The organism is Nocardioides sp. Bht2 (genome assembly GCF_047308515.1).
Taxonomy (GTDB): Bacteria; Actinomycetota; Actinomycetes; order Propionibacteriales; family Nocardioidaceae; genus Nocardioides.
Genome location: NZ_JBLBWI010000001.1, coordinates 439178 through 456668 on the forward strand (window position 1 = coordinate 439178; position 17491 = coordinate 456668).

Here is a 17491-nt window from a genome sequence, read left to right on the forward strand (position 1 = left end):
TCTGCCATGAACACTGTTGAGACCGCACCTGCCAAGACCTACACGGCCCTGCCGCTGGTCGCCCCGCAGCTGCCCAAGTTCGCGCCGATGATCGCCCTGCTGATCTCGGTCTCTGTCGCCGGGCTGATCACGCTGCTCGCCGGCTGGGGGATCTACGCCGCGGCTTTCCTGACCGTGGTCCTGCTCGCCGTCGTCCTGCCTGCCTGGTCGCGCGGCGTCGAAGGGGCCCGGCGTAGCAAGGACAGGCTCGCCACGATCCTGATCTGGTCGACCTTCGGAATCGCACTGATTCCCCTGGTCACCCTGATCTGGCAGGTCGTCAAGAACGGTGCGCCCGCGTTGAGCGCGGAGTTCCTGACCTACAGCATGCGCAACGTCGTCGGCGAAGGCGGCGGTATCTACCACGCCATCGTCGGCACCCTGATCATCACCGCCTGGGCCACCGTCATCTCGGTTCCGGTCGGCGTGATGACCGCGATCTACCTGGTCGAGTACGGCAACAACCGGCTCCCGGCCCGGATCATCACCTTCCTCGTCGACGTGATGACCGGTATCCCCTCGATCGTCGCCGGCCTCTTCGCCTACTCGCTCTTCGTGCTCTTCTTCGGCCCCGGCGTCCGGATGGGTTTCGGCGGCTCCGTGGCACTCGCGGTGCTGATGATCCCGATCGTCGTCCGGGCCACCGAGGAGATGCTGAAGCTGGTGCCGCACGAGCTCCGCGAAGCCTCCTACGCGCTCGGCGTGCCGAAGTGGCGCACCGTCACCAAGGTCGTCGTGCCGACCGCGCTCGGCGGCATCATCACCGGTGTCACCCTGGCGATCGCCCGGGTCGCCGGCGAGACCGCGCCGCTGCTGATCATCGCGGGTAAGACCGACTCGGTGAACTTCGACGCCTTCTCCGAGCGGATGGCCTCGCTGCCGGTCTTCATCTACTACAGCTACATGCAGCCCGGAGTCCCTCCGGAGTTCGGCCAGGAGCGCGCCTGGGGCGCCGCACTGGTGCTGATCGCACTCGTCCTGTTCCTCAACCTGCTGGCCCGCGCCGTCGGCCGGTTCTTCGCTCCCAAGACCAAGCGTTGAGCGCGCAGCTCCACAAGGAAAGCAACTGACATGGCAAAGAGCATCGACGTCTCCGACCTGAACATCTACTACGGCGACTTCCTCGCCGTCCAGGACGTCAACATGACGATCCGGGCCCGCGCGGTCACCGCGTTCATCGGCCCTTCGGGTTGTGGCAAGTCCACCTTCCTGCGCTCGCTCAACCGGATGCACGAGGTGATCCCGGGCGCCCGGGTCGAGGGCAAGGTCGTCGTCGACGGCCAGTCGCTCTACGGGCCGGGCATCGACCCGGTCGCGGTGCGCCGCGAGATCGGCATGGTCTTCCAGCGCCCGAACCCGTTCCCGACGATGTCGATCTACGAGAACGTGCTGGCCGGGAACCGATTGAACGCGAAGCGGATGAAGAAGTCCGAGGCCGACGCGATCGTCGAGAAGTCGCTGCGGGGCGCGAACCTGTGGAACGAGGTCAAGGACCGGCTCAACAAGCCCGGTATGGGCCTCTCGGGTGGTCAGCAGCAGCGTCTCTGCATCGCCCGTGCGATCGCCGTCGAGCCGCAGGTGCTGCTGATGGACGAGCCCTGCTCGGCCCTCGACCCGATCTCGACCGCCGCTGTGGAGGACCTGATCCACGAGCTCAAGTCGGACTACACGATCGTGATCGTCACCCACAACATGCAGCAGGCCGCCCGCGTCTCCGACGACACCGGCTTCTTCAACCTCAAGGCCGTCGGCGAACCCGGTCACCTGGTCGAGTTCAACCCCACCAAGAAGATGTTCTCCAACCCGGACAACGAATCCACCGAGGCGTACATCTCCGGCCGTTTCGGCTGACCCACCCCCTCCTCCCCTGGGGCGATAGTCCCTGACGTTTGGCCCCTGAAATCAAGGATTTCAGGGGCTTTTCGTTCGGCAGTGACCGGGGAATGACACGAACCCGCTAGTACGTCAGGCTGCTTGGCGATGCCCGAGGATGCGTCGACGCTGCTCGAAGTCCAATTGACGACGTTGCTCGACGGTCCACGTCGGCACCCACCAAGAAGGCGGCGTCGTGGTCCAAAGCCGAGAGTTAGCCGCTCCCACTCGCGCCCGGCTGAGTGCTGCCTGTAGCCGATCAAGAAGTTCGTCAGGGCGACGCTGCTCCCCCTCGACGACAACAACAACCTCAAGTCCCGCTCGGCGCATGGCTTCGGCTCGAGCCACATCCCGACGCCGTTGGGCACTTTCGAGATGCGCGCGGCCGTCGTACTCGATCGCCAGGCCCGATTGCGGCTCGAAAAGGTCTGGCGTCGCGATATGCCGACCCCATTGATCGAAGATGGGCCGATTCGACAGCAGGCTCGGCAACCCCGCGGCCATCCACAACAACCGCAGCCGGCTCTCCTGGGGCGACCACGAGTTCTCGTCGAGCAGCCCCAACGCTTCTCGAGCCTGCCGGACGCCGGTCCATCCGTTCAGGCAAGCCAGATAGGAGGCCAGTTCGGCGACGCTGACCAGATCGTGGAAGGCAGCCATCTCGAAGGTGACCACCGCTTCGCGTTGGCTGGGCGCGTAGCGCATGTCGAAGGCGACCGCACCTGCAGCGCAAGCGACCGGCACGCCGTCCAGGATCTCCCAGTTCGCGAAGGACCGCCGTTCCTCGCTGACGACGAAGCCCGGCTGCTCTCGGACCTTGTGGTCACCGACGAGCAAGGTGACCGGTACTTCCTCACCGTTCGCTCGGCGTCCGCCGAACCAGGTGGCGCCTCGCCAACGCAACGCTGCCCAGCCCGTCAGGCCAGCAGCCTGACTCGGCAGACACATCGCAGCCTCAACGATCCGCTGCTCGGGTAGCGCGGCGTCCACGGAGGTGGGCAGGTAGAGCCCCCGCGAGGTACGCCGCCAGCCGCGGCTCACCTCCGCCTGCCGCTTGGTCGGTCCGTTGACGCCGTCGGGGTCGACGGCGACGGGAACCGCAAGGTGTGGTCGAGCGGAGGGCAGCATCGACCGGATCTGTTCCTGGATCGGGTGACGGCGGCAGCTCATCACTCCATGATCGTTACGGACCAGGGCTCTGACGCATCATCCACAGGCCAATCTCAGCCCGGCCCGTCGTCGAAGGAAGTCGCAACTTCGCGTCATCTGATCGACGCTGGCGAACGAAAAGCCCCTGAAATCTGTGATTTCAGGGGCTTAACGTCAGGGACTATCTCCCAGAGGGACCGGGAGAATCAGATGACCTCGAGGAAGAAGTGGCAGAGGTAGTAGGCCACGGCGGCGACGGCACCGGCGGCTGGGAAGGTGAGGACCCAGGCGGTGACGATCGACTTGGCGACGCCCCAGCGGACGGCGGAGAACCGCTTGGTCGCGCCGGCACCCATCACCGCGGAGGTGATCGTGTGGGTGGTCGAGATCGGGGCGTGGAAGGCGAAGGCGGTCGTGTAGAGCACACCGGCTGCCACTGCCTCGGAGGCGAAACCACGGGCCGGGTCGAGATGGATGATCCGGCGACCGAGGGTCCGCATGATCCGCCAACCACCCGAGTAGGTGCCCAGCGAGATCGCACCGGCCGCGGAGACGACGACCCAGAACGGGATCGAGTCGCTCTCCGCCGAGTGGAAGCCACCCGCGATCAGCGCCAGCACGATCACACCCATCGTCTTCTGGGCGTCCTGGAGACCGTGACCCAGCGCCATACCGGCCGCGGAGATGGTCTGCAACATCCGGAAGGTGCGCTGAGCTTTGTGCGGGTTCGCCTTGCGGCAGAGCCACATGATGCCGAGCATCACCAGGAAGGCAGCCGCGAAACCGAAGAGCGGCGAGAAGATCATCGGGATGACGACCTTCTCCACGATGACGTCCCACTTGACCGTCACACCCGCCGCGACCGCGGAGCCGACCAGGCCACCGATCAGCGCGTGCGAGGAGGAGGACGGGAGACCGTAGTACCAGGTGATCATGTTCCAGGCGATGGCGCCGAGAAGGCCGGCCATCACGATCACCAGGCCGTGCGTACCGTCACCCGGCGTGATCACCGAGCCGACCGTATTGGCGACCTCCTGGCCGAGGAAGGCACCGATGAAGTTCATCACCGCGGCCATCAGCAGAGCCACCCGCGGGGTCAGTGCCCGCGTGGAGACCGACGTCGCAATGGCGTTGGCGGCATCGTGGAAGCCGTTGGTGTAGTCGAAGACGAGGGCAACGACGACAACCGCGATGACGATCGCGAGTTCCACGGACTCAGGACTCCTTGACGGCGATCTGCTCGACGATGTTGGCCACCGTCTCGAACGCGTCGATAGCGCCCTCGAGCGCCTCGGTGATGTCCTTGAGCTTCAGCACCTCGAGCGCCTCGTACTTACCGCTGAAGAGGCTCGCCAGGATCCGCCGGTGCGTCTTGTCACCGGCGTTCTCGAGACGGTTGATCTCGATCCAGTACTCGTCGAGGCTCTGCATCGCCTGCAGCCGCGGCATCGCCTCGGCGGTCAGCTCGGCGCACCGCTGGAGCACCTCCACCTGGGCGGAGAGCTCGGCCGGCAGAGAGCCCACCTCGTAGAGCAGGATCAGGTCGACGGCTTCGTCCATCTCGTCCATGACGTCGTCAAGGCCGGAGGCGAGGTCGTAGATGTCCTCGCGGTCGAAGGGCGTCACGAAGGTGCTGTTCACCCGGCGCACGATGGCGTGGGTGGTCTCGTCCGCCGCGTGTTCGGCGTCGCGCATCGCAGCTGCGACGACGGGCCGGTCCGAGGTGTCGGAGAGCATCTCGGCGAGGAGTTCGGCTCCCCGGACGAGGTGCTGCGCCGATTCTGAGAAGAGGTCGTAGAAGGAAGCGTCTACCGGTCGAAAGCGGAAAGCCACGAAGAACTCCTGATGAGGAGGAGAAGAACGCCAACATGCTAGGGCGTACTGCGGCGTGTCGCCCAACTGCGGGCGAATCAGACGCGTCGCGAGGCGGCCCCAGCGGCTAGGCCGGGGCGTCCGGAGCGGATTCTGCGCCGTCCCTCAGCTCGGGCGCACGCCCGGGTGAGACACCCAGAATGGTGTCGATCTCAGCCTGCGAGAGCGGGCCATCGGACTCACTGGCAGCGACGATCAGGTTCGCGGTCAACTCGACCTCGACGAGGAGTTCACCATCCTCAAGCGTCACATCGAACTGGTCTTGCACGGCACTCCTCCTCCCCCGATCTCGAACGCACGGCGCGCTACCCCACTCCCCGAGGCGCACCTGCACGACCATCATCCCCCCGGTTCGGTTGCGCTAAACCCCTCCGGCGGAAAATGACCCGAAAATGCCACGAAGGTCCCAGCCCTTTCGGACTGGGACCTTCGCTGAAGTCAGGCCAGCTGGCCCTCGTTCGGGATGTCAATCAGCGTAGAGCCGATCAGACAGGGCGAACGTTCTCCGCCTGCGGGCCCTTCGGACCCTGGGTGACGTCGAACTCCACCTTCTGGTTCTCGTCCAGGGACTTGTAGCCCTGGCTCTGAATCGCCGAGTAGTGCACGAAGACGTCGTCGCCGCCGTCCTCCTGCGCGATGAAGCCGAAGCCCTTCTCAGCGTTGAACCACTTCACGGTGCCCTGAGCCATTGCTCGTTACTCCTTAATCGGGGCGAGAAGCCGCCACTTCGACGGCCCCACAACAGATGCGGTGACACGTCGCTCCGACTAGTGAGACATCCCACGAGAAGAAACGCCTTTGGATCACAAACTCCCGGGCGTCAGCCTTGCTGGAACTTGCACCGTTGCACGCCAAACACTACCAACTTCGCGCTCAAAGGGAACCATCCTTGGGAGGTGAATCCTGGCGAACATTCTTGTTAATAGGTGTCACCCCTCCTTACCTGAGAGGCAACGACTCTCACCTGCTCAGGAGCCGACGCGCAGCCGATCCGCACCTGCTGGTTGCGGATCGACCACCCTGGGGACGGCCAAGGGTGCGCTCCGATAAGATCCACCCAGTCACTGTTCGCGTTGGTACCAGCGCGAGCGGCGGCGGGCCTGGCGGGTACGTGGTCGACGCGTACTGCTCCAGTCCCGGGCCCTTAGCTCAATTGGCAGAGCTCCGGACTTTTAATCCGTTGGTTGTGGGTTCGAGTCCCACAGGGCCTACCAGCACCTTTCCCGCACCCAGCTCCAAGAGCGGCGTGTGTTCTTGCCGGTCTTTGTGGGGTCTGGCGCCCAACCACCGCCGGCGCGGGTTGGCAACACCCTGTTTGCCATCCGGACCTTTTTGCGAAGCCTGCGTAACGAACTACGAACTTGCGTAGTTTGCTGGGTATGGAGGAGCAGGCTTCGGCTGAAGAGGGAACGCCACGAAGCGGCCTGATTGATCGTTGGCTCGCAACCCGCACCGCGGACGACGACATCACGGCTGTCGATCCGGTACAACCGGACCCGACACTGGCGCGCCCCAGCGCGCTCTCCCGGCTCGCGGAGCGGAGGGCCCAGCGCGGCGGCAAACAGCGGGACTTCGCTGCTGAGATCGTCGGCGCGATCAATCAGCCGGACATCGCCGAGGTCTCGAACGTCGAGGTGGACGGACCGATCGAGCCCGCCGAGCCGCGGACGCCGACCGCTGAGGTACCAACACCGGCCGACGACCCCACCGTGGGCCGACTCTCGCTGGCTGGGCTCCGCGCCCGCCGCAAGGAGTCAGGCTTCGATCCGCTCAACACCCGGATCTCGGTCTTGGAGGAACCCTCGCCCGCGTTCAGCGCGGAGGCCAGCTCCGTAGCCAACGCGGATGAAGCTACCGGCGCCGCACCGACGGTCCCGGCAGTCGAGCGCGACTCTGTACGGCTCACCGACGACTACGCGCCTACAGCGGCGGATGTCGCGGCTCCGGACGTGGCCGCCGTGAACGAGGCCGCGGTGAACGAGACGGTTACGGAGAGTGCCGCCGAGGCCTTCATCGCAGCACCGGAGGCCCGCGCAGCAGGCCACGCCGAGGAGACCGCGGAAGCGCATCCGGAGTCCGCACCGCCCCAGCCGAACCCGGAGCTCGACCTGCAGGCGGCGACCGCTGCACTGGCCGGTGCTGTCCCGGCGCGCGACGAGCGTGCTGAGCGGCTGGCCCGGATGGTCCGGATGCGCCGCGGCGCTGCCGAGACCGAGCAGCAGCCGGACGGGGACGCCGTCAGCGAAGAGCCGCCGGCACCCATCGATGCTGCATCGGCGCCGACCGCAGTGCCGCTGCCTGAGGTGACGGCACCGAAGCTCACGGACACCGACCCCACGGCACCCGAACTCACGGCACCGGAGCTCACCGACACCGACCCCACGCCAGCCGACGTCGCAGCATCGGACCTCGCCGGACCGGACCTGGCCGCGCCTGAGCTCCAGACACCCGACGTCGCGGTACCTGCGGTCGCCGCGGAGCCGGTCCTCAACTTCGACGCGCCCGAGATCCCGGACGGCGTCGACGTCTTCGCCTCGCTGCGCGAGACCGTCAAGGAAGCGCCCAAGGCAACCCGCGCCGACCCGATCGACGTCCTTGCCGCGCTCCGCGACCTTCCCCTCACCTCGGCTCGGGCCGCCCAGGAGGCTCAAGAAGCCGAGTCACCCCAGCAGCCGAGTGAGCGGGCAGCCGACCTCGGCGATGCCACGGCGCCGAACCTGTCCGACCTTCCGACGGCCACGGACCCGGACGTCTCAGCCCTCGTCGCGCCGACGCCCCGCACCACGACGCCGCACGACCCGCCGCACCACGGCGGGATCCACGCCGCGGACCCGGACGCGGAGAGCGTCGACCCGCCGGAGGACGAGCAGGCCGGCGCGCCCGCTGACGCCGACAGGCCGGTCAGCACCGTCGAGCAACCCACCCGGGCCGGTAAGCGGCGCGCTGCGACCAGTCCTGACGACCCGCCCCCGAACCCCGCCGCGGACGACGCGATCATGGCGCTGGCTCTGGAGGCGGTGCTCCGCGCAGAGGGCCGTGACGCGTCTGCGGCCCCAACCGCACCCGCCACCGGCAAGACGAGCAGTCCCACAACTCCCCGGGAGAAGGGCCGCGCAACTGCAGCACGTGCCGCCGAAGCCAGCACACCGGACCCACGCGCCGATGCGCGCCCCTCTGCCAAGCCCGCTCCCGCGTCTCAGGCCCCGCGCCCCTACGAGGGGATCGACGAGGACGAGTCGATCGTCCGCAAGCACCGGCCGCCGGCCCGGTCCGGGGTGCCGACCGGCGGAGTCCCGGCGCTGGTGGAGTTCGCCCCGCAGCGGTCCACCCAGCATCTGCTGGCCATGTTCATGTTCCTCAGCCTGGTCGCCACGGTGGGCACCGGCTACCTCGCCTACGACAGCCGAGCGATCACCGAGATCGCGATCGCGGCCTTCTGCGGGGTGCTGACGCTGATCCTGTGGAGCGCCCACTCGACGGCGGCACCGGCTCGGATCAAGATCGTGAACGGCACGTTGGAGGTCCGCAGCAAGGACAGCCACCACCGCTTCGACCTGACCAGCCCCTACACGGACCTGGTCACCGCCGGAACGCCTGGACGTCGTAACTGGAAGGTCAGCATCGCGCGCAAGAGCATGCGGGCGTTCGTGATCGACTCCACCATGGTCGACGGGCGCGAGTTCATGCCGGTCCTGGAGGCCTGTCAGGCGGAGGCCCGGCGCCGGGCCACCGAGTCGGACCGTCGTCGTCACGGACAGTGAGCCCGGTGCCACTTACCCGGAGTTGAGATTCTTGCTCCACCGAGCGGTATCTACGGCTGCACAGCACGCCGGGCACGCTTAGAGTGCCCTCATGTTCGACACCCCCGAAGACCCGTCCGAGGTCGAGGAGTCGGAGCGCGAACACGCCGTCCGCGGCGACCTCGCAGCCTCCACCCGCCTGCTCGTCGACGCCGTCATCCGCAGCACGGTCGCCGAGGCCGAACTGGTCGCCGTCCGTGCGGAGATCGACCAACTGGTCGCCCGGCTCCAGGCCAGCCAGATGGACGGCTCCTACGGCGTCAACCGGTCTGGTTCGGGCACGGTCCGTGCCCAGGGCAACGCGGTGATCGGGCTCCGGAACGCGGTCGCACCACCGCTGGTGATCACCCAGGAACCGGAAGGCCGGGCCTGGGCCGAGTTCCACCTCGGCGCGGCCTACGAGGGCCCTCCCGGACTGGTCCACGGCGGCGTCAGCGCGCTGATCCTCGATCAACTCGCCGGCGAGGCGGCCGCCGCAGGCGGTTCGCCTGGCATGACCGGCACCCTGACCGTGCGCTACCGGCGCGGAACACCGCTCGGCGACCTGCGCGGTGAGTGCTGGATCGAGAAGGTCGACGGCGTCAAGACGACCGTCAAGGGCCATCTGCAGGACGCCGAAGGTGTCACTGTCGAGGCGGAGGGCATCTTCATCCTGCCGCGCTGGGCGCGGGTGGACGGCGAGCGCCCCGAACGCTTCGAGTAGGCACCCCGCAGACGCACGAACGGCACCCGAAACCAGGTTTCAGGTGCCGTTCGTCAGTTCTGCGGAGCGTCAGCGAGCCGAGGCGCCGTCCGGCTTGGGCTCGGGGGCCTTCTCGTCCGGGACGCCGCGCGCACCGGAGTCGGTGAGCCGCGACTCCTCCTCGGCGACGGCCTCAAGCTCCCGCCGCCGCGACTCGATGATGGCGTCCATCTCGCCCGGATCGCTGACCAGTTCGCGGGTACCGCCGTCGAGACGCTCCAGGGCGACCCGGGCGAAGATCTGTTGCTCCGTCACGGTCCGCTCGGAGCGGTCGTTGCCGATGAAGGTGATCGCCCAACTGAGCAGCGCACCGACCCGGCTCTTGAAGCCGGTCAGGTACATGAGGTGCACCGCCAGCCACATCAGCCAGGCCAGCAGACCGTTGAGCTTCAGCTTGCCCACGCTGGCGACAGCGCGGAACTTGCTGATGATCGCCATCGAGCCCTTGTCGAAGTACTTGAACGGGGCCTGGGGCTCCTTACCGCTCAGCCGGTGGTCGATCTCCCGGGCGGCGTACTTCGCGCCTTGGATCGCCACCTGCGCGACGCCGGGCAGGTGGTCCAGGTTGATCATGTCGCCGAGGACGAAGACCTCGGGGTGACCCGGCAGGGTGAGGTCGGGGTTGACCGCGATCCGGCCGGCCCGGTCGAGCGGGGCACCGGTCTGCTCGGACAAGGTACGGCCGAGCGGGTTCGCCTGCACGCCGGCCGCCCAGATCTTGGCGACCGAGTCGATGCGGCGGACGGTGCCGTCCTTCTCCTTGAGCTCGAGGCCACGCTCGTCGACGGCGGTCACCATCGCACCGAGCTGGACCTCGACGCCGATCTTCTCCAGCTCCGCCTTCGCCTTGGCGCCGAGCTTGGCACCGAAGGGCGGCAGCACCTGCGGGGCGGCGTCGACCAGGATCACCCGGGAGTCGCGGGTGTCGATCGAGCGGAAGTCCTTGCGCAGCGTCTTGTGCGCGAGCTCCGCGATCTGCCCGGCCATCTCGACGCCGGTGGGGCCGGCACCGACCACGACGAAGGTGAGCAGGTGGTCGGTGGGCTCACCGCGGGAGGCGGCGTTCTCGGCCATCTCGAAGGCACCGAAGATCCGGCCGCGGAGTTCGAGCGCGTCGTCGATGCTCTTCATGCCGGGTGCGAACTCGGCGAAGTGGTCGTTGCCGAAGTAGGACTGGCTGGCGCCGGCCGCGACGATCAGCGAGTCGTAGCCGGTGACCGTCTCGCGACCCAACACGTTGTGGGTGACGGTACGGGCATCCAGGTCGATCGCGGTGACCTCACCGAGCAGGACCTGGGCGTTCTTCTGACGCGCCAGCACCTCGCGAGTCGGCGGCGCGATCTCGCCCTGCGACAGGATGCCGGTGGCGACCTGGTACAGCAGGGGCTGGAACAGGTGGTGGGTGGTCTTTGCGACCATGGTCACATCAACGTCGGCTCGCTTCAGCGCCTTGGTAGCGAACAGCCCGCCGAAGCCGGAGCCGATCACCACTACCCGGTGCTTGGTCTGTTCTTCGCTTGACATCCCCTGGGGGCCTTTCCTGTTGCCAGTTGTCCAGCCATGATCCCACTCGCGCGGCCCGGGACGGAATCGGGACCGGCCCGCGCCCTGGATCTGTGAAAAATTGATGTTTCACCTTTCGTGAATCAGGGTAGGGAGCCAGGGAACTGGCCCACGAAGACTGCACCTGGCCCGCCTGCAGGAGAGCTGGATTGTCGCTGACGAAGCCGACGATGACGCTTGAGCCCAACCCCCGATCCGTCCAAGACGCTCGGCGCTGGGCCGCTCAGGCATGCCGTCAGCTCGATCGCGAGGACCTGATCGGCTGTGCCGAGCTGGCGATCTCCGAACTGGTCACCAACGCTCTGCTGCACGCCGTCCCCCCGATCAGTCTGCGGATCCGCGGGACCCGCCTACACCCACGCTTCGAGGTCTCCGACGGCTCCGCGCATCCGCCGGTGCCGAACCCGAGAATGGGCGACGACGACGAACTGCTCTCCACCATCGGCCGCGGTCTGGGCATGGTCGCCATGTGTTCGAGCAACTGGGGCGCCTACCTGCAGCGCGACGGCAAGACGGTCTGGTTCGAACCGGCCGCCAGCCTGGTCGACGACCCGAGCGTCTTCGGGGAGGTCTACGAAAGCACCTCGCTGAACCGCCCCAAGGTGGCGCCTGGCGAGGGGCGCCAGATCCACCTGCTTCAGCTCTCCGTGGGCCAGTTCGCCAGCTGGTCGCGGCACTTCCGCGACCTCAACCGCGAACTCCGTCTGCTCGCCCTGGCCCATGCGGCCGCCTACCCGACCGCCCGGGTGCTCTCCGACCTGTTCGGTGCGTTCGGGGAGCAGTGGAGCAAGGCCAGCGGCCTCGACCGCCTCGACGGCGCCAGCGACGACGACCCGCGCGTCCTCGACCTCACCATCGAGATCGCGCGCGAGGCACCGCCGTTGATGAGCCAGATGATCAACGTCCTGGAGTTGGCCGACGCCTTCTGCCGCAATGAGCGGATGCTCACCTTGGCGATCACCCCCGAGCAAGCCGCCTTCCAACGTTGGCTCTTCGGCGAGCTGGTCTCACAGCCGGCCGGCGAACTTCCGCGCAGCTGCCCTCAGGCGTAGCCCAGGTCGTGCAGCCGGGCATCGTCGATGCCGAAGTGGTGCGCGATCTCGTGGACCACGGTGATCGTCACCTGTTCCTCCAGATCGGCCGCGTCCTCACAGAAGTCGAGGAGCGGGTTGCGGTAGATGAAGATCCGGTCCGGCAGCTCCAGCGCATGGTTCGCGGCCCGCTCGGTGAGCGCGACGCCGTCGTAGAGGCCCAGCAGGTCGGGATCGTCGGCCGGGGCGTCGTCCTCGACCAGGACGACGACGTTCTGCACCAGCCCCGCGATCTCGTTCGGGATCGCATCGAGCGCCCGGTCCACGAGCGCCTCGAACTCGGCGCGGTCCATCTCGATCACGTGGCTGAACCTACGCGAGTGCGACAAACAGAAAACCTCCGGCAGCTTTCGCTACCGGAGGTTCTCCTGGTCTTGCGACCCCGACGGGACTCGAACCCGCGGCCTCCGCCGTGACAGGGCGGCGCGCTAACCAACTGCGCTACGGGGCCTTGCGTTTCTTGCTGTACTGCTTTGCTCGTTTCGAAGCGGTTGAACCTTAACCCACGAACCCCGGCAATACCCAAATCGGGGTCCTGCCAGGCTCCCGTCGCGCCGCTTCTCCCCTCCCGACCAAGCCCGTACCAAGCCTGCAGCCAGGAGCGAGAACCGTTGCTACGGTCTGCGGGTATGCGCCACATGCCCTCGAGCGAGATGGTCTCGCTGATCTCCTTCCTCGCCGTGTTGCTGATCTTCTTCAGCATCGACATCCGTTCCCGGGAGTCGTCGGTGGCCGATCCGTGGCACATGCGTCTGTTCGAATGGACGTCGCGAATCGGGGGCATCTCGACCGCGTTCGCCTTGGCGCTGGGCTGGGTCGACCTCTTCCTGCCCGACGAAGGTAGCCCGATCCATGTGGCCCTGGTGGCGGCCCCGGGCTCGGTCGGCGTCGGCTGCGCCATCCTGCTGGGCGTCGAGATGCTGTGGCAACGCGACGACACCTGAACACCAGCACCCGTTGCACGCACTCCCGCGGCGTTGACGCGGGGTTGATGGAAGAAACAAGAAAGGCCCCCAACTCAGCCTTCTGGCTGGTCGGAGGCCTTGCCTCTGCTGTACCCCCAACGGGATTCGAACCCGTGCTACCGCCGTGAAAGGGCGACGTCCTAGGCCACTAGACGATGGGGGCCTGCCCGCGCGAGCGGCCGAGGCCGTTCGTTCGTGCTCGCACAGCATAAGGGGAGGGCGGGCCGCACGCCAAAGCAGCGCGAGTTTCGCCCCCACGGCCCAGGTGGGGTATGTTTCTGCCCGGCGCGGCCAGGTAGCTCAGTTGGTACGAGCGACCGACTGAAAATCGGTAGGTCGGCGGTTCGACCCCGCCCCTGGCCACCCTCCTTCGGGGCCGTAGACATCGTCTACGGCCCCGAAGACATTTCTCCCCCGCCTCTCCAGGCGAGGCTCAACCGCCTTACCAGGCTGGGTTCTCGCCACCTCCCGATCACCGCGTAGCCCTTTGCCAGAAGGATTCCTCGGCTAGGGTCGTTGTTTGTGACCCAGTCCTCAGCGCCGACTCAGCCCGGAGAGCCGGAGGCGACGTCGGCGCCCGCGCCCGACGCCTCCAGCCCGGTTCCCCCAGCCGTCGGCGACGGTGCCGCCCGCTCCGATTTCAGCCGGTTCGGGCCCGAGTTCATGCGCCTGATCCTGCACAAGGAGCGCGTCACCCAGTCGATCGACCGGGTGCTCGGCGATTCGTTCGCGCTCGGCCCGATCGGAGCCGGGCCCGGCCGCAAGTTCGCCAAGGCCACCGCGACGGGCACCTACAAGCCGTCCTACGGCCACCCGCTCGAGGGGGAGATCCCCGGCTACCAGATCTTCGTGCCGGTCTCGGTGGTCTTCGACCTCCACCTCAGCGTCGACTCGATGCGCTTCATGGCTGACGTCGTGCTTCCGCTCGAGGTGCGGATGCACCTGGAGGACCCGCTCACCATCGTCTGGGACATCCGGCCCCCGACCGAGCAGGAGATCAGCCTGCAGGTCCGCACCGACAAGGTCCGCTCCGCCGTCCTGCAACGGGTCTCCGGTCTGGACGGCGAACTCCGGCGCTTCATCATGCGTTTCGTCGCGCGGGAGTTGGACAAGCCGCATGTCCAGCGCGCCCGGCGGATCAAGTTGGTCGAGCTGATCGACGCGGCCTGGCCGGTGATCGCCGCGCAGTTCCTGCCGAACAGCGCCGAGGACCGGATCGACCCCCGTCCCGCCTCCGAGCTCGAGCTCGTCGACCCGTCCGGCGAGGCGAGCCCCTAGGTGCTGCCCGGCCCGTTCGTCGAGGTCCATCGGAGCCGCCCGTTACAGCTGGTCTCCGATCTGCCTCCGGGCACCGATCCGCGACCGCCCTGCCACGCCGTCGAGGTCGGCTGCGACGGCGGCCGCGTGGTCGCCGGGTTCGCCGACTCCGCGACCCGGATCGAGGGGTGGTACGACCCGGACCGCTCGCGGGCAGGCCTGGACATCGTCGCCGGCGACGGCACGCGGACCCGCCACGAGAGCCGGCGCAGCGGACGGCTCACCCATCCCCCGGTCCGGCTCGGGGTCGCGGTCACCGGCAACCAGGCGACCGTACTGACCCATGACGGGGTCACCTGGACGGCGCGAGCCCGCGCCGAGCTCACCGGTTTCGACTCCACCGCGATCAGCACCCACAGCACCGCACCGATCCGCGCCGAGGGCCGGTTCGGGCAGCTCGGCCTCCGCGACCTGCACCTGGTCACCTACGCCGACGGCTCACCCTTCACCCACGACGGCGAACTGTTCGTGACCGCTACCCATGCCGGCCCAGGCTTCTTCGGCACCGCCCACTGCGGGGTCTGGGCGTTCGACCCACGCAGCTACCGGTTGTCACACCGGGCCACGCTCTGGTTCGAACGCGACGGCGAGGTGCGCGGCGACCATGCCGTCCACCTGATCCGCACCGACGGTCGCTGGCTGGTCGCAACCAGCACCTGGGGCGACTTCGACCATGACGATGTCGGCATCGCCCTCGGCACCTCCACCGCAGACCTTCTGGCCGGCGAACACGTGGTCACCACTACTGCCCTCGACCTCAACGATGCGGTCCACGGCGTCGGCGTCTGGGATCCCCACCTCACCCTGATCGACGGGCACTGGCACCTCGCCCTGGTGGTCGCCTCCGAGTTCTTCGTCTTCGGTCCCTCACTACTGCGCGCCGGAACCCCGAACGCGTTGGCAGGTTGGGAGTTGCTGGGGACGGCGACCGCGCGCACCGCCACCGAGGGGACCCAGATCCTGCGACTCGGCGGCGACTGGCGGGTACTGGCCAGCGATGGGCCGGACAGCCCCGGTGCGCTGAGGCACCGGTTCCCGGTCTTCGACCTGAAGATGCGCGAGATCGGCACCGTCGATGCGCCGTACCCCAGCAACCTGCCGTGGCCGACCCTCGTCGAACTCGACGAGGGTTGGCTGATGCTGACCTTCGACGGCACGCCGACCGCGGGCCGGGTGGCCGGCTACGGCACCCACGGCGACTTCCTGGTCTTCGCGACCGTCCCGCACGACGTCATGCGTTCCGAGGAAGCGGGTCCACCCACCGCATGACGTCCCACGTCCGGTACCGCAAGACGTGGGACACGGCGGTGTCAGGAGCCCGCCAGCTCCTGGGAACGGTCCCGGGCAGCCTCCATCGCCGCCAGGAAGGCGGCGCGTACCGAGTGCACGTCGAGCTCACGCAACGCCGCCGCGGTGGTGCCGGCCGGCGAGGTGACCTGCTCGCGCAGCACCGCCGGGTGGGTGCCGGTCTCGGCAAGCATCTTGCCGGAGCCGACCACGGTCTGGATCACCAGTTCGCTGGAGACGGCGCGCGGCAGACCGAGGTGGACACCCGCCTCGATCATCGACTCGACCACGTAGAAGATGTACGCCGGCCCGGAGCCGGAGATCGCGGTGACGGCGTCCATCTGGTGCTCGGGCACGCGAAGCACCTTGCCGGTCGCCGAGAGTAGCGCCTCGGCGATGTCCAGGTGCTCGTCGTCGCAGTGGCTGCCGGGCGAGATCGCTGCCATCCCGGCGTCGACCAGGGCCGGCGTGTTCGGCATGACCCGGACCACCGCGACGCCCGTGGGCACGTGCTCCTCGATGAAGGCGGTGGTGATCCCGGCCGCCAGGGAGACCAGCAGCTGACCGGGGCGTAGCGCCGGGGCGATCTCGGCGAGCACCGCAGCCATGTCCTGAGGCTTCACCACGATCGCCACGGTGTCAGCGGCGCGGGCCGCCTCCACGTTGTCGACGACGCGGACGCCGTAGCGCTCGGTCAGCTCGGCGACCCGCTCGGGACGCTTCTCCCCGACCAGCAGTTCGTCGGTCGAGCGGCCGGCCCGAACCAGACCCGACAGCAACGTCTCGCCCATCACTCCGGCACCGATGATGGCGGTCTGGCTCATGGTTCTCCTCAGCAGCTACGTCTTCGAGACAAGGGACTTCACGAACAACGAGAGGTTCTGGGGCCGTTCGGCGAGGCGCCGCATCAGATAGCCGTACCACTCGCGCCCGTAAGGCACGTACACCCTCATCGTCTCACCCTCGGCGACGAGCCGCCGCTGCTCCTCGGGCCTGATCCCGTAGAGCATCTGGAACTCGTACTGTCCGCGCCGCCGGCCCGCCGATCGGGCGAGCGCGGCACCGACCGCGATCATCCGCGGGTCATGGGTGGCGAGCATCGGGTATCCGGCACCCTTCATCAGCACCTTGAGGCATCGCACGTAGGCCAGATCCACCTGGTGCGGCTCGGTGAAGGCGACGTCGGCCGGCTCGGCGTAGGCGCCCTTGCACAACCGCACCCGCGAACCCTCCTCAGCGAGCGCCCGGCAGTCGTCCTCGGAGCGGTGCAGATAGGCCTGGATCACCGCGCCGGTGTCGGGGAAGTCCGCGCGCAGCGCCTTCACGATCTGCAGGGTGACGTCGGTCGCGGTGTGGTCCTCCATGTCGACGGTCACCTGGGCACCGGCGTTGCGCGCCGCCCGACAGATCCGCCTGGCGTTGGCCAGCGCCACCTGTTCCCCGTCGTCGAGGGCGAGCCCGATCGCGGTCAGCTTCACCGACACCTCGCCGAGCTGGGCCAAGCCTCTGTTCGCCGACGCCGCCAATACCTCTTCGTAGGCGCGCACCGTGGCCTCGGCCTGGGCGAGATCGAGGGTGTCCTCACCGAGATGGTCGACGCTGGTGCGCAACCCTGCTGCCTGAAGGTTCGCGACCGTCTTGAGGACCTGGCCGGTGGATTCGCCCGGCACGTAACGAGCCACGATCCCCGACGAGACCGGCAGCGTGGTGGCGAGCTTCTTGACTGCTGCACTCCGGGAGAGCGCCAGCAAAGGTTGCCGGAGCAGTGACATGTTCAGCAGGCTACGCCGCGCG

The 17491-nt window shown here is 67.8% G+C and carries 17 protein-coding genes and 4 tRNA genes; 10 read left to right on the forward strand and 11 right to left on the reverse strand.

Annotated elements, in window-relative coordinates; all coding sequences use genetic code 11:
- The first annotated feature begins 6 nt into the window (after window positions 1-6).
- Together pstA and pstB are read left to right on the forward strand one after the other, a co-directional pair.
- A complete protein-coding gene (gene pstA / locus ACLM5J_RS02155) occupies window positions 7-1080 on the forward strand; it encodes a phosphate ABC transporter permease PstA (protein WP_413654359.1) in 1074 nt (357 codons plus the stop codon).
- Window positions 1081-1110: 30 nt separating this feature from the next.
- Window positions 1111-1890, forward strand: a complete 780-nt coding sequence (pstB, locus tag ACLM5J_RS02160; RefSeq protein WP_413654360.1) for a phosphate ABC transporter ATP-binding protein PstB — start codon at window positions 1111-1113, stop codon at window positions 1888-1890.
- A gap of 114 nt (window positions 1891-2004) precedes the next feature.
- Here pstB and ACLM5J_RS02165 read toward each other — a convergent pair whose 3' ends face one another.
- The 5 genes from ACLM5J_RS02165 to ACLM5J_RS02185 all read right to left on the reverse strand — a co-directional run bounded on the left by ACLM5J_RS02165 (window position 2005) and on the right by ACLM5J_RS02185 (window position 5621).
- Window positions 2005-3081 carry a hypothetical protein gene (locus ACLM5J_RS02165; RefSeq protein ID WP_413654361.1) on the reverse strand — a complete coding sequence of 359 codons (1077 nt, stop codon included), beginning with the start codon at window positions 3079-3081 and terminating at the stop codon, window positions 2005-2007.
- A 185-nt stretch (window positions 3082-3266) separates the two neighbouring features.
- Entirely contained in the window at window positions 3267-4271 is a 1005-nt protein-coding gene (locus ACLM5J_RS02170; protein ID WP_413654362.1) for an inorganic phosphate transporter, read from the reverse strand.
- Between the two features lie 4 nt (window positions 4272-4275).
- Window positions 4276-4893 carry a DUF47 domain-containing protein gene (locus ACLM5J_RS02175; RefSeq protein ID WP_413654363.1) on the reverse strand — a complete coding sequence of 206 codons (618 nt, stop codon included), beginning with the start codon at window positions 4891-4893 and terminating at the stop codon, window positions 4276-4278.
- A 106-nt stretch (window positions 4894-4999) separates the two neighbouring features.
- Window positions 5000-5200 (reverse strand): hypothetical protein, encoded by a 201-nt coding sequence (locus ACLM5J_RS02180; RefSeq protein WP_413654364.1) that lies wholly within the window; start codon window positions 5198-5200, stop codon window positions 5000-5002.
- A 217-nt stretch (window positions 5201-5417) separates the two neighbouring features.
- Window positions 5418-5621, reverse strand: a complete 204-nt coding sequence (locus tag ACLM5J_RS02185; protein ID WP_056905888.1) for a cold-shock protein — start codon at window positions 5619-5621, stop codon at window positions 5418-5420.
- 449 nt (window positions 5622-6070) lie between these two features.
- Here ACLM5J_RS02185 and ACLM5J_RS02190 point away from each other — a divergent pair.
- The 3 genes from ACLM5J_RS02190 (at window position 6071) to ACLM5J_RS02200 (ending at window position 9435) form a co-directional block, all read left to right on the forward strand.
- Window positions 6071-6146, forward strand: a tRNA-Lys gene (locus ACLM5J_RS02190).
- Between the two features lie 165 nt (window positions 6147-6311).
- On the forward strand, window positions 6312-8693 hold the full coding sequence (locus ACLM5J_RS02195; RefSeq protein WP_413654365.1) for a hypothetical protein: 2382 nt from the start codon (window positions 6312-6314) through the stop codon (window positions 8691-8693).
- Window positions 8694-8784: 91 nt separating this feature from the next.
- The gene (locus ACLM5J_RS02200) at window positions 8785-9435 is read left to right on the forward strand and encodes a PaaI family thioesterase (RefSeq protein ID WP_413654366.1); all 651 of its coding nucleotides are present in this window, start codon (window positions 8785-8787) and stop codon (window positions 9433-9435) included.
- Window positions 9436-9504: 69 nt separating this feature from the next.
- On the opposite strand, the gene ACLM5J_RS02205 is transcribed toward ACLM5J_RS02200, so the two are convergent.
- Window positions 9505-10998 carry an NAD(P)/FAD-dependent oxidoreductase gene (locus ACLM5J_RS02205; RefSeq protein ID WP_413654367.1) on the reverse strand — a complete coding sequence of 498 codons (1494 nt, stop codon included), beginning with the start codon at window positions 10996-10998 and terminating at the stop codon, window positions 9505-9507.
- A 209-nt stretch (window positions 10999-11207) separates the two neighbouring features.
- On the opposite strand from ACLM5J_RS02205, the gene ACLM5J_RS02210 reads away from it, so the two are divergent.
- Complete coding sequence (locus ACLM5J_RS02210) at window positions 11208-12089, forward strand: ATP-binding protein (RefSeq protein ID WP_413654368.1); 882 nt, start codon at window positions 11208-11210, stop codon at window positions 12087-12089.
- On the opposite strand, the gene ACLM5J_RS02215 is transcribed toward ACLM5J_RS02210, so the two are convergent.
- Window positions 12080-12421 carry a metallopeptidase family protein gene (locus tag ACLM5J_RS02215; protein WP_413655001.1) on the reverse strand — a complete coding sequence of 114 codons (342 nt, stop codon included), beginning with the start codon at window positions 12419-12421 and terminating at the stop codon, window positions 12080-12082. The genes ACLM5J_RS02210 and ACLM5J_RS02215 overlap by 10 nt on opposite strands.
- Window positions 12422-12505: 84 nt before the next feature.
- Window positions 12506-12579 (reverse strand) — tRNA-Asp (locus ACLM5J_RS02220).
- Window positions 12580-12757: 178 nt separating this feature from the next.
- Here ACLM5J_RS02220 and ACLM5J_RS02225 point away from each other — a divergent pair.
- Window positions 12758-13072 (forward strand): hypothetical protein, encoded by a 315-nt coding sequence (locus tag ACLM5J_RS02225; RefSeq protein ID WP_413654369.1) that lies wholly within the window; start codon window positions 12758-12760, stop codon window positions 13070-13072.
- 111 nt (window positions 13073-13183) lie between these two features.
- Here ACLM5J_RS02225 and ACLM5J_RS02230 read toward each other — a convergent pair.
- Window positions 13184-13256: transfer RNA gene (locus tag ACLM5J_RS02230), tRNA-Glu, on the reverse strand.
- Between the two features lie 126 nt (window positions 13257-13382).
- Here ACLM5J_RS02230 and ACLM5J_RS02235 point away from each other — a divergent pair.
- The 3 genes from ACLM5J_RS02235 (at window position 13383) to ACLM5J_RS02245 (ending at window position 15679) form a co-directional block, all read left to right on the forward strand.
- Window positions 13383-13456: transfer RNA gene (locus ACLM5J_RS02235), tRNA-Phe, on the forward strand.
- Between the two features lie 159 nt (window positions 13457-13615).
- Window positions 13616-14371 (forward strand): hypothetical protein, encoded by a 756-nt coding sequence (locus tag ACLM5J_RS02240; protein ID WP_413654370.1) that lies wholly within the window; start codon window positions 13616-13618, stop codon window positions 14369-14371.
- A complete protein-coding gene (locus ACLM5J_RS02245) occupies window positions 14372-15679 on the forward strand; it encodes a hypothetical protein (protein WP_413654371.1) in 1308 nt (435 codons plus the stop codon).
- Between the two features lie 41 nt (window positions 15680-15720).
- On the opposite strand, the gene proC is transcribed toward ACLM5J_RS02245, so the two are convergent.
- Window positions 15721-16521: a pyrroline-5-carboxylate reductase gene (proC, locus tag ACLM5J_RS02250; RefSeq protein ID WP_413654372.1), complete on the reverse strand. Its 801-nt coding sequence runs from the start codon at window positions 16519-16521 to the stop codon at window positions 15721-15723.
- 15 nt (window positions 16522-16536) lie between these two features.
- Window positions 16537-17469 carry a proline dehydrogenase family protein gene (locus ACLM5J_RS02255; RefSeq protein ID WP_413654373.1) on the reverse strand — a complete coding sequence of 311 codons (933 nt, stop codon included), beginning with the start codon at window positions 17467-17469 and terminating at the stop codon, window positions 16537-16539.
- Window positions 17470-17491: the final 22 nt, after the last annotated feature.

Bases quoted from the DNA above. Each gene is read 5' to 3' on its own strand.
- ACLM5J_RS02210 (WP_413654368.1), top strand. From the start codon at position 11,208: ATGACGCTTGAGCCCAACCCCCGATCCGTCCAAGACGCTCGGCGCTGG.
- ACLM5J_RS02225 (WP_413654369.1), top strand. From the start codon at position 12,758: ATGCGCCACATGCCCTCGAGCGAGATGGTCTCGCTGATCTCCTTCCTC.
- ACLM5J_RS02215 (WP_413655001.1), bottom strand. From the start codon at position 12,421: ATGGACCGCGCCGAGTTCGAGGCGCTCGTGGACCGGGCGCTCGATGCG.
- ACLM5J_RS02200 (WP_413654366.1), top strand. From the start codon at position 8,785: ATGTTCGACACCCCCGAAGACCCGTCCGAGGTCGAGGAGTCGGAGCGC.
- ACLM5J_RS02165 (WP_413654361.1), bottom strand. From the start codon at position 3,081: ATGAGCTGCCGCCGTCACCCGATCCAGGAACAGATCCGGTCGATGCTG.
- ACLM5J_RS02185 (WP_056905888.1), bottom strand. From the start codon at position 5,621: ATGGCTCAGGGCACCGTGAAGTGGTTCAACGCTGAGAAGGGCTTCGGC.
- pstB (WP_413654360.1), top strand. From the start codon at position 1,111: ATGGCAAAGAGCATCGACGTCTCCGACCTGAACATCTACTACGGCGAC.
- ACLM5J_RS02205 (WP_413654367.1), bottom strand. From the start codon at position 10,998: ATGTCAAGCGAAGAACAGACCAAGCACCGGGTAGTGGTGATCGGCTCC.
- ACLM5J_RS02255 (WP_413654373.1), bottom strand. From the start codon at position 17,469: ATGTCACTGCTCCGGCAACCTTTGCTGGCGCTCTCCCGGAGTGCAGCA.
- ACLM5J_RS02195 (WP_413654365.1), top strand. From the start codon at position 6,312: ATGGAGGAGCAGGCTTCGGCTGAAGAGGGAACGCCACGAAGCGGCCTG.
- proC (WP_413654372.1), bottom strand. From the start codon at position 16,521: ATGAGCCAGACCGCCATCATCGGTGCCGGAGTGATGGGCGAGACGTTG.
- pstA (WP_413654359.1), top strand. From the start codon at position 7: ATGAACACTGTTGAGACCGCACCTGCCAAGACCTACACGGCCCTGCCG.